The sequence below is a fragment of the Nocardioides sp. Leaf307 genome (assembly GCF_001423135.1).
Taxonomy (GTDB): Bacteria; Actinomycetota; Actinomycetes; order Propionibacteriales; family Nocardioidaceae; genus Nocardioides; species Nocardioides kribbensis.
Genome location: NZ_LMNY01000002.1, coordinates 556,161 through 570,210 on the forward strand (window position 1 = coordinate 556,161; position 14,050 = coordinate 570,210).

The window sequence follows — 14,050 nt, forward strand, 5'->3', positions numbered from 1 at the left end:
CGCGCGGGGCGGCGGGCCTCAGGAGTCGAAGCCGAGACCGGCGCGGTCGAGGCCGCGCAGCCACAGGTTGCGCCGCCCGCCGCGGGCGTCGGCGCGCGCCAGCGACCAGCGGGTGAGGTTGATGCCCACCGAGCGGGCCGGCTCGGGCGGGAAGGGCAGCGGCTGCTCGCGCACCATGCGCAGCCGGGTGCGCTCGGTGTCGGCCCCCTCCAGCAGGTCGAGCACGACCTGGGCGCCGAAGCGGCTGGCGCCGACCCCGAGACCGGTGTAGCCCAGCGCGTAGCCGACGCGACCCGACACGGCCGTGCCGTAGAAGGCCGCGAAGCGGGTGCAGGTGTCGATCACCCCGCCCCAGCGGTGGGTGAAGCGCAGCCCCTCCAGCTGCGGGAAGGTCGTGAAGAAGTGCTCGGCCAGGAGCCCGTGGGTGCGCTCGCGCTGCTCCAGGGCGGCGTCGATGCGGCTGCCCCAGTGGTAGACGGCGTCGTAGCCGCCCCACAGGATCCGGTCGTCGCGGGTGAGGCGGTAGTAGTGGAAGAGGTTGGCCCCGTCGCCGACCCCCTGCCGGCCCTCCCAGCCGATCGCGGCCTTCTGGGCCGGCGAGAGCGGCTCGGTCATCAGCACGTGGTCGTAGACCGGCACGCTCATCAGCCGCAGCCGCCGCAGCAGGGGCGGGAAGGCGTTGGTGGCCAGGGCCACCCGTCCCGCACGCACCGCGCCGGGCCCGTCGGCGCCGCGCACCGTCAGGCGCACCCCGGCGCCGTCGCGCGCGAGACCGGTGACGCGGCTCTGCTCGCAGACCTCGACACCGGCGTCCAGGCAGGCCTGCCGCAGGCCCCAGGCCAGCCGCGCGGGCTCGACGAGGGCGGTCGAGGTGGGGTCGTGCAGCGCCCCGAGGTAGGTCGGCGAGTCGACGAGCGCCCGGGTCTGCGCCGCGTCGAGCCAGCGTGCGTCTCCGCCATGGGCCGCGACCTCGGCGGCCACCTCCCGCAGCTCCTCGACCTGGTGCGGCGCGGTGGCCACGGTCAGCTCCCCGCTGCGGCGCCAGTCGCAGTCGATGCCGAGGTCGGCGATGGTCGCGCCCATCTCCTCGAGGTTGGCCGCCCCGAGCCGGTCGAGCTGCGCCAGCTCCTCGGGCCAGCGCTCCAGGCCGTTGCCGAAGCCGTGGGTGAGGCTGGCCGCGGCGAAGCCGCCGTTGCGCCCGCTGGCCTGGTCGCCGCAGGTGCCGGCCTCAAGCAGGAGCACCGAGCGGGAGGGATCGCGGTGGCGGGCCAGCAGGGCGGTCCACAGCCCGGTGTAGCCGCCGCCCACCACGACCAGGTCGGCCTGGCGCTCGCCGGTCAGCGACGCCGTCGGGCTGGGGCGCGCTGGGTCGTCGAGCCAGTAGGTGCGCGGCTCGGCGTACGCCAGGGAGGCCGCGGCGCCCGCTCCCGGGTCGCGGCTGCGGCCCGGCACGGAGGGGGCGCTCACCGCGACAGCGCCCGCGAGCGGCGGCGGCTGCCGAGCTCGCCGACCAGCACGACGGCGATGGACAGCACGAACATCACGGTGCCGATGACGTTGACCTGCATGGGCACACCGCGCTGGCTGGCACCCCACACGTACATCGGGAAGGTCAGCTCGGTGCCGGCGTTGAGGTTGGTGACGATGAAGTCGTCGAAGGACAGCGAGAAGCTCAGCAGCGCCGCCCCGAGGATGCCGGGGAAGACGAGGGGCAGGGTGACCCGCCAGAAGGTCTGGGCCGGGGTGGCGTAGAGGTCCATGGCCGCCTGCTCCAGCGAGTCGTCCATGCCGGCCAGCCGGGAGCGCACGGTGACGACCACGAAGGACAGGCAGAACATGACGTGGGCGATCAGGATCGTCCAGAAGCCCAGCTGTCCCGAGAAGCCGGCGGCCACGAAGAGGGCCAGCAGCGAGGAGCCGAGCACGATCTCGGGTGCGGCCATCGGCAGGAAGATCAACAGGTTCGAGGCCGAGCGGCCCCGGAAGTCGTGGCGCACGAGCGCGAAGGCCGCCAGCGTGCCGAGCAGGGTGGCGCCGAGGGTGGCGAGCACCCCGATCCGGATGGACACCCACAGGGCGTCGCACATCGACTGGTCCTCGCAGACGTTCGCCCAGTTGTCGAGGGTGAAGGACTGGAAGGCGTAGACGTTGCGGGTGCCCTCGTTGAAGCTCATCAGCACGACGACCGCGATCGGCACGAAGGTGTAGAGCAGCACCAGCAAGCCGAGCACCAGCACGAGGTGCTCGCGCAGCCAGCGACCGGCCGGGGGCCGCGCCGCCCGGGCCGCGCCGGCGCTCCGGCCGGACGTGCGGTCGGGGCGGGTGGTGGAGCGGGTGGCGCTCACAGCAGCTCCTCCGTGCCGGCGCGGCGCACGTAGACCAGCACCAGCGCCACGATCAGCACCATCAGCACCATCGACAGCGCGGCCGCCGAGGGGTAGTCGCCCGCGTCGGTGAACTGGCTCTGGATGACGCTGCCGATGACGCGCTGGTTGGGGCTGCCCAGCAGCTGCGCGTTGATGTAGTCGCCGGCGGCCGGGATGAAGGTGAGCAGCGTGCCCGACACGACGCCGGGCAGCGACAGCGGCCAGGTGACCTTGAGGAAGCCGACCGCCGGGTGGGCGTAAAGGTCGGAGGAGGCCTCGATCAGCCGGGGGTCGATCTTGTCGATGCTGGCGTAGAGCGGCAGCACCATGAAGGGCAGGAAGTTGTAGGCCAGGCCCGCCACCACCGCGACCGGCGTGGCCAGCAGCCGGCCGTCCTCGCCGAGGAGGTGGAGGAACTGCAGCGTGTCGACGACGTAGCCGTCGTCGGCGAGGATCAGCTTCCACGACAGGGTGCGCAGCAGGAAGCTGGTGAAGAAGGGCGCGATGACCAGCACCAGCATGAGGTTCTTCCACCGCCCGGCCTTGAACGCGATCGCGTAGGCGAGCACGTAGCCCAGCACCAGGCAGATCAGCGTGGCGGCGGCGCCGTACGCCAGGGCGCGCAGCAGGGGCGTCCAGTACTCCTGGACGGCGTCGACGTAGTTGCCGAAGGCGTAGGTCATCTCGTAGCCGCGGAAGTCCGACCCGCTGGGGTCGTAGAGGCTGGTGGCGGCCAGCGAGTAGAACGGCACGACGAAGAAGAGGGCCAGCCAGACGGCGGCCGGCAGGAGCAGCAGGTAGCCCGTGAGGCCCCGCTTGCGCCCGGTGTCGGGCTCGGCGTCGGCGAGCTCGGCCTGCGGTGGCGGCGCGTCGGGCGGCGCCAGGGTCGGGGTGGTCGGGGGCGCCATCACACGCCGTCCCGCTGCGCCCCGGCCGAGGCGTCCTGGGCGGCGTCGAGGAGGAAGGCGTACTCGGGGCGCCACGACAGCTCCACCCGCTCACCCGTGGTGAAGAGGCGCTGGCGGCCGGTGTTCTGGGCGAAGACCTGGAGCTCCTGGCCCCAGGGCATCCGCACGAGGTACTGCGTGCTCACCCCGACGAAGCTGACGTCGGTGACGACGCCGCCGGGGATGGTGTTGCCCGGCGCGTCGAGCTCGGCGCCCTCCTCCCCGATCAGCACCTTCTCGGGGCGGATGCCGACCCAGCCGGCGTCGCCATCGGTGTGGGTGCGCGCGGTCGGCACCGAGACCTGGATGCCGTGCATGTCGACCGTGGTCAGGTCGGCCGAGCGCGAGACGACGGTGCCGGCGACGAGGTTGGACTGGCCGAGGAAGTTGGCGACGAAGGTGCTGCGGGGGTTCTCGTAGAGCTCGGCCGGCGCACCCATCTGCTCGATGACGCCGGCGTTCATCACCGCGACCGTGTCGGCCATGGTCATGGCCTCCTCCTGGTCGTGGGTGACGTGGACGAAGGTGAGACCGACCTCGGTCTGGATCCGCTTGAGCTCGATCTGCATGCCGCGGCGCAGCTTGAGGTCGAGCGCCCCGAGCGGCTCGTCGAGCAGGAGCACCTCCGGCTCGTTGATCAGCGCCCGGGCCAGGGCCACGCGCTGCTGCTGGCCGCCGGAGAGCTGGGCCGGCTTCTTGCGGGCCTGGCTGCCCAGCTCGACGAGGTCGAGCATCTCGGCGACCTTCTCCTTGACGTCCTTGCGCTTGCGCCGACGCAGGCCGAAGGCGACGTTCTCGAAGATGTCGAGGTGGGGGAAGAGGGCGTAGCTCTGGAAGACGGTGTTGACCGGACGCCGGTAGGGCTTGGCCCAGGTGATGTCCTGCTCGCCCAGGGTGATGCTGCCCGAGGTCGGCGTCTCCAAGCCCGCGACCATGCGCAGGGTGGTGGTCTTGCCGCAGCCCGACGGGCCCAGCAGCGCGAAGAACGACCCGGCCGGCACGTCGAGGTCGAGGTCGTCGACCGCCGTGAAGGTCGCGAACCGCTTGGTCACGCTGCGCAGCCGCAGCCCGTCGTACGCCGCGCTGCGCGCACCGCCCGGGTCGGCGCCGGGTGCGACGCCCGGAGCGCTCGCCGGTCCTGCTCCCTCAGCCACCTGTGACATCGGCCCACTCCCCTTCGTACTGCGCGGTCTGCTGGTCGTCGAGCGGCATGAAGTCGAAGGTCGCGGCGAGCGCCTCGTCGTCGGGAAAGATCAGCGCGTTGTCGACGAGGCTGGGATCGATCTTCTCCATCTCCTCGCGGGCGCCCTCGACGGGGCAGATGTAGTTGACCCAGGAGGCGAGCTTCGCCGCCACGGCCGGCTCGTAGTAGTAGTCGATCCACGCCTCGGCGTTGGCGGTGTGGGTGGCGAGGTTGGGCACGATCATGTTGTCGCTCCACAGCGCCAGCCCCTCCTCCGGCGTCACGAACCTGATGTCGGGGTTGTCGAACTGCAGCTGGATGATGTCGCCCGACCAGGCCTCGCAGGCCACGACGTTGCCCGCGGCGAGGTCCTGGACGTACTCGTTGCCGGTGAAGGAGCGCACGTGGCCGTCGGCCACGACCTGGCGCAGCCGGTCGATGGCGTCGGCCCACTCGTCGTCGTCGAAGTCGCCCGGGTCGGCTCCGGTGACCTTGAGCATGAAGGCCATCGTGTCGCGCATCTCCGAGAGCAGGCTGATGCGGCCCTTGAGGTCGGGACGGGTGAGGAGCTCCTCGAAGCTGCCGACGGCGTCGGTCCTGCTCGCGTCGTAGGCGATGCCGGTCAGGCCGGTCTGCCACGGCGCGTGGTAGCGCAGGTCGGGGTCCCACTGCACGCCGCGCAGGGGCTCGATGAGGTTGGCGTGCAGGTTGGGCACCCGCTCGGGGTCGAGGGGCTGGATCCAGCCCAGACCGATCATGCGCGCCGCCATCCAGTCGGTCAGCATGATCATGTCGCGGTCGATGGGCTCGCAGGTGCCGAGCTGGTTGCGCACCTTGGCGTAGAACTCGGCGTTGTCGTTGACGTCGTCGGTGTAGTCGACCGTGATCCCGGTGCGCTCGCTGAACCCCTGGAACGTGCCGTTCTTGTTGTTGCGGGGGTCGATGTACTGCGGCCAGTTGGAGATGACGAGCGAGCGGTCGCTCCCGGAGCGGTCGGCGGCGCGGCAGCTGGCGGGATCCTGGGCGGCGCCCGCGACCTCGAAGACGGGCAGCTTGAGGGCGGCGAGGCTGGCTCCGCCGAGGGCGAGCGCGCCGCCGCCGCGCAGGAGGGAGCGGCGACTGAGGCCGGTGGGTCGGTGGGACGGGACGCTCACGACACTCCTTCCGGGGCACGGGCTGGCACGAGAGCAAGTGCTCGGATCGTGCCACGATCACCCCGGGTCGACAAGCGATCCGGTCGAGACGAAACCTCCTCGCAACGAAATCGTTCGTCAAACCCCCCGCCATGCGTCCGAGAGCACCCCCTGAGGCGGTACCTTGCGGGCATGAGTCGCAAGCCCGGTCGTCCCACGACCCACCTCGACGACGTCTCCAAGGCCATCATCGAGCAGCTGCAGCAGGACGGCCGGCGCTCCTACGCCGCGATCGGCAAGGTCGTCGGCCTCTCGGAGGCCGCCGTGCGCCAGCGGGTCCAGCGACTCACCGAGAGCGGCGTCATCCAGGTCGTCGCGGTCACCGATCCGCTGCAGCTGGGCTTCGCGCGCCAGGCGATGATCGGCATCAAGGCCACGGGTCCGCTCGAGCCGCTGGCCGACACCCTGGCCGAGATGCCCGAGGTCGACTACGTCGTCATCACGGCCGGCTCCTACGACCTGCTGGTGGAGGCCGTCTGCGAGTCCGACGAGCACCTGCTGGAGCTGCTGTCGACGCGCATCCGCACGATTCCCGGCGTCGTCGCCACGGAGACCTTCATGTACCTCGAGCTGCGCAAGCAGACCTACTCCTGGGGTGTGCGCTGAGCGCGGACCCGCGCCACCTGTCGCTGTGGCACGCCACCGCGGGCGGGTCGTGGGCCCCGCGGCCCGCGCTCCCCGGCGACCGCGAGGCCGACGTGGCCGTCGTCGGCGCCGGGCTCACGGGTCTGTGGACCGCGCTCTACCTCGCCCGCGCCGACCCCACGCTGCGGATCGTGGTGCTGGAGGCCGAGACCGCCGGCTTCGGCGCCTCGGGACGCAACGGCGGCTGGTGCTCGGCGCTCTTCCCGGCCTCGCTGCCCACGCTCGCGGCGGCGTCCTCGCGGCGGGCCGCCCTGGCCCAGCACGCCGCGATGCGCGCGAGCGTCGACGAGGTCGCCCGGGCCTGCGTCGAGGAGGGCGTCGACGCCCAGCTGGCCAAGGGCGGCACCATCGTGCTCGCGCGCAGCCGGCCCCAGCTCGCCCGGGCCCGCGACGAGGTCGACGCCGCGCGCGCCTGGGGGCGCGAGGAGGACGACCTGCGCCTGCTCGGCGCCACCGAGGCCGACGCCGTGCTGCGGGGTCGCGGGACCCTCGCCGCGACCTACACCCCCGACTGCGCAGCGCTCCACCCGGCACGCCTCGTGCGGGGCCTGGCCGAGGCGGTCGAGCGTCGCGGGGTGCTGATCCACGAGCGCACGCGGGCCACGTCGATCGGGCCCGGCCGGGTCGAGACCACCCACGGCACGGTGCGGGCCGACGTCGTCGTGCGCGCCACCGAGGGCTACACCGCCCGCCTGCCGGGTCACGCACGCACGCTGGCCCCGGTCTACTCGCTCATGATCGCCAGCGAGCCCCTGCCCCCCGAGGTCTGGGACGAGATCGGACTGGCGCGCCGCGAGACCTTCAGCGACCACCGCCACCTCGTGGTCTACGGCCAGCGCACCGCCGACGACCGGATCGTCTTCGGCGGCCGCGGCGCGCCCTACCACCTCGGCTCGCGCACCCACCCGTCGTTCGACCGCGACGACCGGGTCTTCGCCGGCCTCCACGCCGCCCTCCTCGACCTCTTCCCGGTGCTGCGCGGCACCCGCTTCACCCACGCCTGGGGCGGGGCGCTCGGCATCCCCCGCGACTGGTGCGCCTCGGTCGGCCTCGACCGCCGCAGCGGCGTGGCCTGGGCCGGGGGGTACGTCGGTGACGGCCTGAGCACGACCAACCTCGCCGGACGCACCCTGCGCGACCTGGTGCTGGGCCACGACACCGACCTCACCGCGCTGCCGTGGGTCGGCCACCGCTCCCCCGCGTGGGAGCCGGAGCCGCTGCGCTGGCTCGGCATCAACGCCGGCCTGACCGCGACGACCTGGGCCGACGCCGAGGAGCGGCTCACCCGCCGCCCCTCGCTGCTGGCGCGCGCCACGGCCCCCTTCCTGGGCTGAGCCGGGCCTCCTCCTGCGGCCGGTCCCCCCGCACAGCCGCACCCCTGGCGGGGGTGACAGGCAACTCCTGCCGTCGGCTCGGTCGACCCGCGCACGTCTGTACTGATATATCTCTAGTGCTTTACTCGACTTAAGCACCTGGAGGCCCCCGTGCACGTCATCACCATCCCCCTGCCCGCCCAGGGCAACCGGTGCCACCTGGTGCACGACGGCGCCTCGGCGCTGGTCGTCGACCCGCCGCGCGACCTGCGCCCGGTCGAGCGGGCCGCCGAGCAGGCCGGCGTGGACATCCGCGTCGTGGCCGACACCCACGTGCACAACGACTACGTCTCCGGCGCCCTCGGGCTCGCCCGTCGCCACGGAGCCGACTACCTGCTCTCGGCCGACGAGGCGGTGGACTTCGAGCGGGTCGGCGTGCGCGACGGCGACCGCGTCGCCGTCGGCCGGATGAGCCTCGAGGTGCTCGCCACGCCCGGCCACACCCGCCACCACCAGGCCTTCCTGGTCACCGGGGCCACCGGGGCGTCCGGCAGCCCCACCGCCGGCGCCGTGTTCAGCGGCGGCAGCCTCCTGCACGGCACCGTCGGTCGCACCGACCTGGTCGACCCGCGCCTGGCCACCGACCTCGCCCGCGCCCAGTGGCGCAGCGCCCGGCGCCTCGCCGCGCTCGACCCCGCCACCCTGCTCCACCCCACCCACGGCTTCGGCTCGTTCTGCGCCGGCCGGCCCGCCGAGGCCGGCGACGGTGACGTCACGCTCGGTTCCCAGCGGGGCACCAACCCCGTGCTGACCACCGCCGAGGAGACGTTCGTGTCCGACCTCGTCGCGGGCTTCGGCCCGGTCCCGCGCCACTACGGCCACATGGCCCCGCTCAACCGGGCCGGGGCAGGACGCAGCGTCGGGCGGGCGGCGCGGCCGGTGACCGCGGCCCAGGTCTCCGACGCGGTGCTCGCCGGGGCCTGGGTCGTCGACCTGCGCGGACGCGACCGCTTCGCCGAGGGCCACCTGACCGGGTCGGTGAGCGTGGAGCAGGGGCCGCAGCTCGCGACGTACGTCGGCTGGCTGGTGCCGTGGGGCGACGACATCGTCCTGCTGACCGACGACCCCACCCGTCTCGGTGAGGCCGTGAGCGACCTCGCGGCCATCGGCATCGAGGGGGTCGGCACCCACGTGCTCGACGGCAGCGAGGCCATGGGGGCCCGCTACCGCCGCACCGACTGGGCGGGCTACCGCACCGCCCCCGCCGGGGTGCGCCGCGTCGTCGTCGACGTGCGCCAGCGTGACGAGTGGCAGTCGGGGCACCTGCCCGGGGCCCTGCACCTGCCGGTGCAGGACGTCGAGCGGGCCGCGCACCGCCTGCCCGCCGGCGAGCTGTGGGTGCACTGCCGCTCGGGCTACCGCGCCGGCATCGCCGCCAGCCTGCTGCACCGCACCGGCCGCTCGGTGGTGCACGTCGACGACGGCTGGGAGCGGGTCGAGGAGCTCGCCATCCCCACCGTCGCCGGTCTCGCCGCCTAGGCCCCCGACCCGGCGGCCACCACGGACCGCCCACCCCACGACCAGCCGTCCGGGCTCCCCGCGACGGCACCCCGCCCCACCACGACCTCGGAGGTGACCCGACCAGATCCCCGAGCGGGACCCCGCAACACCGCAAGGACATTGTTCAGAGGCGGCCCCCCGGCCGCCCCTCTCGGGAGGTGCTCCACCCCGTGTCAACATCCCACCCCGCGCGCTCGACGCGCCCCCGCACCCAGCGGGCCCAGAGCCGGTGGCGACTCGCCGCCGGCGCGAGCCTGGCCGCCCTCGGCCTGGCGTCCTCCGGTCTCGTCGCCCAGGCCCCCGCCTCGGCCAACGAGACCAACGAGCCGGGCAGCGACTCCGGCCAGCCCGTCGACATCGCCACCCCGGCGATCGCGACGCTCAACGGCCTGATCCAGTCGCTGTTCAACTCCGAGATCGTCAGCCAGACCTCGAAGATCGTCGGGGCCGACGACCGTGCCTACTGGCTCACCAACAACCTCAAGTCCGACCTCATCCCGACCACGGTCCTGCAGGACCTCGGCCTCGGCGAGGTCATCCCCGACCTCGGTCTGGGCGGCGGGGACTCCGGCGGCACGGTGCCCGACGACGGGCTGCGCCGCGAGTACCTCGTGGTCTGGGCCGGCGACAACAACATCCTCGACCGCACCGGCAAGGAGCTCACCTCGCTGCCGGAGGTCGTCAACTCCGACCTCCTCGGCACCCAGGACCTCATCGGCCCCGACTTCTTCGCGGTCGTCGACGCCACCCAGGGATCCCCCAGCTACGGCAAGGTGGTCAACACCGCCACGGTCGGCCCGCTGGTCGAGAACGAGCCCCACCACATGCAGTACATCTGGCACAAGGGCAACAACATCTTCGCCGGCGGGCTGTTCACCGACGTCACCTACGTCATCGACACCTCCCAGCTCCCCGCCCTCGAGCTCAAGCACGTCAACCTGCCCACCGACACCCTGTGCGGCTCGGTGCCCGACGCCTACTGGGTGACCAAGGACGGCGGCGCCTACGGCACCTACATGGGTGGCCCGGACGTGCCCGGTCCCTGCACCTACAGCGACGGCACGACACGCATCGGCAACGGCTTCGCCGGCTCGCCCGGCGAGCTGGTCCGGCTGAACGAGAACGGCGAGACCGTCTACGAGGCGCCGGCGACCCCGCTCACCGCGGAGACGAAGGAGCGCTGCGACAACATCCCGCAGCTGCCCGCCGCCACCTGCGCCAACCCGCACGGCATCCAGGTGCGCGAGGACCTCGACACGCTGATCACCAGCGACTACAACGAGCCCCGCAACATCATCCTCACCCCGGTGGCCGCGCCCTCGTCGTACCTGCGCCGGCCCACCGTGCGCACCTGGGACATCTCCGACCCCGACGCGCCGAAGCTCAAGGCGGTCTCCTTCCTGCCCGACGGGCCCCGCGTGGGCAAGGTCGCCCACCACGAGGAGAACCGCGCGGTCATGGAGACCACGGTGACCAACCAGCCGGGCCACAAGGGCGCCTTCGCCTCCACCATGCAGGGCGGTGCGATCTTCTACAGCCCCGACATCACGGCGGCCCAGCCCGAGTGGCGCGAGGTCTTCGACCTCTCGACCGCCAACAAGCAGATCGCCCCCGACCAGAACCCCTACGGCGGCGGCGTGAACGGCGCCTGGATCCAGACCAGCCTCGACGACAAGTACCTGTACAACGCCGTCGCGGGACGCTCGGCCAGCGGCACCGACCAGGGCAGCAAGCCCTTCATCCTCAAGCTGGACATCCAGCAGCTGGTGGCCTCCGGGGGCGACCCCGAGTGCAGCATCGACACCATCGAGGAGACCGTCAACGGCGGCGCCGAGAGCGACTGCCCCGCGGTCGTCGACATACTCGAGGCGCCCGGCGGCCCCCACTGGGGCACCCTGGACAACCTCGAGCTCGGTGAGGACGGCTACTACCACGAGACCACCGACGTGAAGCGGATCGCCTACTCGAACTACTTCGTGGCCCGCACGGGCCTCGACGGCGACCACCGCGTCTGCATGGTCGACATCGCCGAAGACGCCACCATGGCGATCGACGAGGAGTTCGCCGACGAGAACACCGGCGAGCCGTGCCTCGACTTCGACCGCGAGGAGTGGCCGCACGGCGTGTGGGGCCCGGCCAAGCCGCACTCGATGCTCTTCGTCACCGCCGACGACGACATCCGCTGAGACGCGACGAGGACTCGACGATGACGTCGTACGACGACACCACCCCGGGGCGGGACCGGTCCGACCGGTCCCGCCTCCGGGCGGTCCTGACCCTCGGCGCGGCCGGAGCCGTGGCGGCCCTCGTGGTCGCCGGCGCCGTCAGCGCCGGAGCGGGACCCACGGGCTCCGACCCCCGCGAGGGCAGCGCCCTCGTGACGGACTGGACCGCCCGCACCGACGGCCAGCAGGTCCTCGGCGGCGAGCGGGAGCCCGGCGTCCCCACGATCCAGCGGATCCGGCACGACGACGTGCAGTTCACCGTGACCGTCGCACCGGCCCGCCCGGGTCCCAACCTGGTGCGCATCGACGCGCTCCACGTGAAGCGCCCCGCCGCGGGACGCCCCGGCGCCGCCGGTCACGCCACCAAGCCGGCCTGGGTCGGCACCAGCGAGGAGTCCCTGGTCAAGGCGGTGCCGCGACCCGGCACCGACGGCCTGTGGGCGACCGTCGACCTCCCCGAGGGCAGTGGCACCGTGCTGGTGACCCACGGTCGCTGGCACCGCGTGCCCTTCGCCGTCGAGACGGGCACCGACACCCCCGACACCGCCCTGTGGACCGGCGACGACGGCCCCGAGTGCGTCGCGGCCGCGACCGCCGAGGTGCTCACCGGGGCGCTGCCCTCGGCGTGCCCCGCCGCCGGGCTGAAGCAGCCCGACGAGGAGGCGCTGCTCGCGGTGGTCGACACCCTGGCGGCCCGCGGCGTGGAGGAGCTGGCCGTCGAGCACGACCCGTCGGCCCGCAGCCAGCAGGCCCTCGCGGCCGTGACCACCCGCGCCGAGGACCTCGGCGTCGAGGTGGTCGACCCCGCGACCGCCCCCGGCGAGCGCAACGCGCTGCTCGTCGTGAGCGGGTGGGCCGACGCCGCCCGGTCGTTGGCGCAGGTCAGCGCCACCCCCCTGCGCCGGCAGCCGATCCGCTCCGACGGCACCTGGCTGGCGCCCTGGCTCCTCTCCCCGGGGGTCGTCGACTCGACCGCCGGCGCCATGGTGCCGCTGGACTTCGACATCCGCACCCCGGAGGCCCGCGACTTCAGCGCCACCCTGGCGACCTACCTGCCGGGCCAGTCGCCGACGTCCAGCGGCTACGCGGCCTGGCGCAGCCAGCACGCCCAGGACCCGCTCCCCCTGGCGCTCTACGCCGCGTCGCGTGCGGCGTACATGCCCAGCCAGCCCGGTCACGAGGGCCACGAGACGCAGGTCGCGTGGTTCCCCGGCGGCACCGTCACCCCGGTCGGGCTCCCGCTCGAGCCGTCGGCAGCGCGCTGAGCCCTCCTCCCTCCCGCACCACCCCGCCCCGACCCGGCCCCGGCGCTCCGCCGGGGCCGGGACCTAGATTGGACACCACCATGTCGATCCTCCAACGCCCCCAGGTGGGCCGCTCCGCACCGCCGGGACCTCCCGCCCAGGACGCCCCCGCACCCCAGGCCGGCATCGTGCTCGGCGGTCTCGTGGCCGCCGGGGTGCTCGGCGCCGTCATCTTCGCCCGCTCCGGGCAGACCCCCGCCGTCCTTTTCGGCCTGGGGCTGTCCCTCGGCTTCGTGCTCTTCCACTCCCGCTTCGGCTTCACCTCGGCCTGGCGCCAGCTGGTCGCGGTCAGGCAGGGCAAGGCGCTGCGCGCCCACATGCTGATGCTCGCGGTGGCCTGCACGCTCTTCGCCCCGATCCTCGCCACCGGGGTCTCCTTCGGTGACGCGGCGCCCGCGCCCACGCTGGCCCCCATCGGCTTCGGGCTCTTCGTCGGCTCCTTCCTCTTCGGGGTCGGCATGCAGCTGGGCGGCTCCTGCGCCTCCGGCACCCTCTTCGCGATCGGGTCGGGCCAGAGCGCCATCGTGCTCACCCTGGTCGGCTTCGTCGTCGGCTCGGTCCTCGCCGCCCGCACCTTCTCCTTCTGGACCGGCCTGCCCAGCTTCGAGCCGGTCTCCCTGGCCGACACCGGCGCGGGCTACCTGGGCGCCTGGGCCATCTCCCTGGCGGTGATGGCCGCGATCGTCGGGCTCACCTTCGTCCTCGGCCGGGGCCGCGTCGTGCCCCCGGTCGAGCCGCCGCCGGTGGCCCACGGCGCCGCCCGCGCCGTGCGCGGCTCGTGGCCGTTGTGGGTCGGGGCCCTGCTGCTGGCCGGTCTCAACGCGCTCACGCTGCTGGTCTCCGGCGGCGCCTGGGGCATCACCTTCGCCTTCGGCCTGTGGGGCTCCAAGATCCTCGACGCCCTCGGCGTCGACGTGCTCGGCTGGCCCTTCTGGAGCGACCCGGCCAACCTCGCGAAGTACCAGGCCGGTGTGCTGGCCGAGAAGACCTCGGTCATGGACCTCGGCATCATCGTCGGAGCGCTCATCGCCTCGGCCGCGGCCGGGTCGTGGGTGCTGCACCGCCGCATCCCCGGCAGGCTCGCCCTCGGTGCCGTGCTCGGCGGCGTCATCATGGGCTACGGCGCCCGGATCGCCTTCGGCTGCAACATCGGCGCCTACTTCGGCGGGATCGCCTCCTTCAGCCTGCACGGCTGGCTGTGGGGGGTCATGGCCGTGGTCGGCACCGTCGCCGGGCTCGCCCTGCGCCCGCTCTTCGGGCTGACGAACCCCCGCCCCACCGACTCCGTCTGCTAGCCCGGCCGCCCGTCCGGCT

General features: G+C 73.3%; 11 protein-coding genes. 6 read left to right on the forward strand and 5 right to left on the reverse strand.

Features of this window, described 5'->3' with window-relative positions:
* Positions 1 to 18: 18 nt before the first annotated feature.
* Genes ASF50_RS11840 through ASF50_RS11860 form a run of 5 tightly spaced genes read right to left on the reverse strand, consistent with a single transcriptional unit; the run spans position 19 to position 5,650 of the window.
* A complete protein-coding gene (locus ASF50_RS11840) occupies positions 19 to 1,467 on the reverse strand; it encodes an NAD(P)/FAD-dependent oxidoreductase (RefSeq protein ID WP_235557652.1) in 1,449 nt (482 codons plus the stop codon).
* Positions 1,464 to 2,345, reverse strand: coding sequence for an ABC transporter permease (locus ASF50_RS11845; RefSeq protein ID WP_228941793.1), 882 nt, complete (start codon positions 2,343 to 2,345; stop codon positions 1,464 to 1,466). Before ASF50_RS11845 ends, ASF50_RS11840 begins: the two co-directional genes overlap by 4 nt.
* Positions 2,342 to 3,274 carry an ABC transporter permease gene (locus ASF50_RS11850; protein WP_056862400.1) on the reverse strand — a complete coding sequence of 311 codons (933 nt, stop codon included), beginning with the start codon at positions 3,272 to 3,274 and terminating at the stop codon, positions 2,342 to 2,344. The genes ASF50_RS11845 and ASF50_RS11850 overlap by 4 nt, the downstream gene beginning before the upstream one ends.
* Entirely contained in the window at positions 3,274 to 4,467 is a 1,194-nt protein-coding gene (locus ASF50_RS11855) for an ABC transporter ATP-binding protein (protein WP_228941795.1), read from the reverse strand. Before ASF50_RS11855 ends, ASF50_RS11850 begins: the two co-directional genes overlap by 1 nt.
* The gene (locus ASF50_RS11860) at positions 4,460 to 5,650 is read right to left on the reverse strand and encodes a spermidine/putrescine ABC transporter substrate-binding protein (protein WP_056904587.1); all 1,191 of its coding nucleotides are present in this window, start codon (positions 5,648 to 5,650) and stop codon (positions 4,460 to 4,462) included. The genes ASF50_RS11855 and ASF50_RS11860 overlap by 8 nt, the downstream gene beginning before the upstream one ends.
* A 171-nt stretch (positions 5,651 to 5,821) precedes the next feature.
* On the opposite strand from ASF50_RS11860, the gene ASF50_RS11865 reads away from it, so the two are divergent.
* The 6 genes from ASF50_RS11865 to ASF50_RS11890 all read left to right on the forward strand — a co-directional run bounded on the left by ASF50_RS11865 (position 5,822) and on the right by ASF50_RS11890 (position 14,031).
* Positions 5,822 to 6,295, forward strand: a complete 474-nt coding sequence (locus ASF50_RS11865) for an Lrp/AsnC family transcriptional regulator (protein ID WP_056904588.1) — start codon at positions 5,822 to 5,824, stop codon at positions 6,293 to 6,295.
* 92 nt (positions 6,296 to 6,387) lie between these two features.
* Complete coding sequence (locus ASF50_RS11870; RefSeq protein WP_235557653.1) at positions 6,388 to 7,668, forward strand: NAD(P)/FAD-dependent oxidoreductase; 1,281 nt, start codon at positions 6,388 to 6,390, stop codon at positions 7,666 to 7,668.
* A 150-nt stretch (positions 7,669 to 7,818) separates the two neighbouring features.
* Entirely contained in the window at positions 7,819 to 9,186 is a 1,368-nt protein-coding gene (locus ASF50_RS11875) for a rhodanese-like domain-containing protein (protein WP_056904589.1), read from the forward strand.
* A gap of 191 nt (positions 9,187 to 9,377) precedes the next feature.
* Positions 9,378 to 11,393, forward strand: coding sequence for a hypothetical protein (locus ASF50_RS11880; RefSeq protein ID WP_056904590.1), 2,016 nt, complete (start codon positions 9,378 to 9,380; stop codon positions 11,391 to 11,393).
* Positions 11,394 to 11,413: 20 nt separating this feature from the next.
* Positions 11,414 to 12,697: a hypothetical protein gene (locus ASF50_RS11885; protein WP_056904591.1), complete on the forward strand. Its 1,284-nt coding sequence runs from the start codon at positions 11,414 to 11,416 to the stop codon at positions 12,695 to 12,697.
* An 80-nt stretch (positions 12,698 to 12,777) separates the two neighbouring features.
* A complete protein-coding gene (locus ASF50_RS11890) occupies positions 12,778 to 14,031 on the forward strand; it encodes a YeeE/YedE family protein (RefSeq protein ID WP_056904592.1) in 1,254 nt (417 codons plus the stop codon).
* Positions 14,032 to 14,050: the final 19 nt, after the last annotated feature.

What these genes read in the sequence shown, in the direction of transcription:
- ASF50_RS11885 (WP_056904591.1), top strand. Translation starts at nt 11,414, where the DNA reads ATGACGTCGTACGACGACACCACCCCGGGGCGGGACCGGTCCGACCGG.
- ASF50_RS11865 (WP_056904588.1), top strand. Translation starts at nt 5,822, where the DNA reads ATGAGTCGCAAGCCCGGTCGTCCCACGACCCACCTCGACGACGTCTCC.
- ASF50_RS11890 (WP_056904592.1), top strand. Translation starts at nt 12,778, where the DNA reads ATGTCGATCCTCCAACGCCCCCAGGTGGGCCGCTCCGCACCGCCGGGA.
- ASF50_RS11850 (WP_056862400.1), bottom strand. Translation starts at nt 3,274, where the DNA reads ATGGCGCCCCCGACCACCCCGACCCTGGCGCCGCCCGACGCGCCGCCA.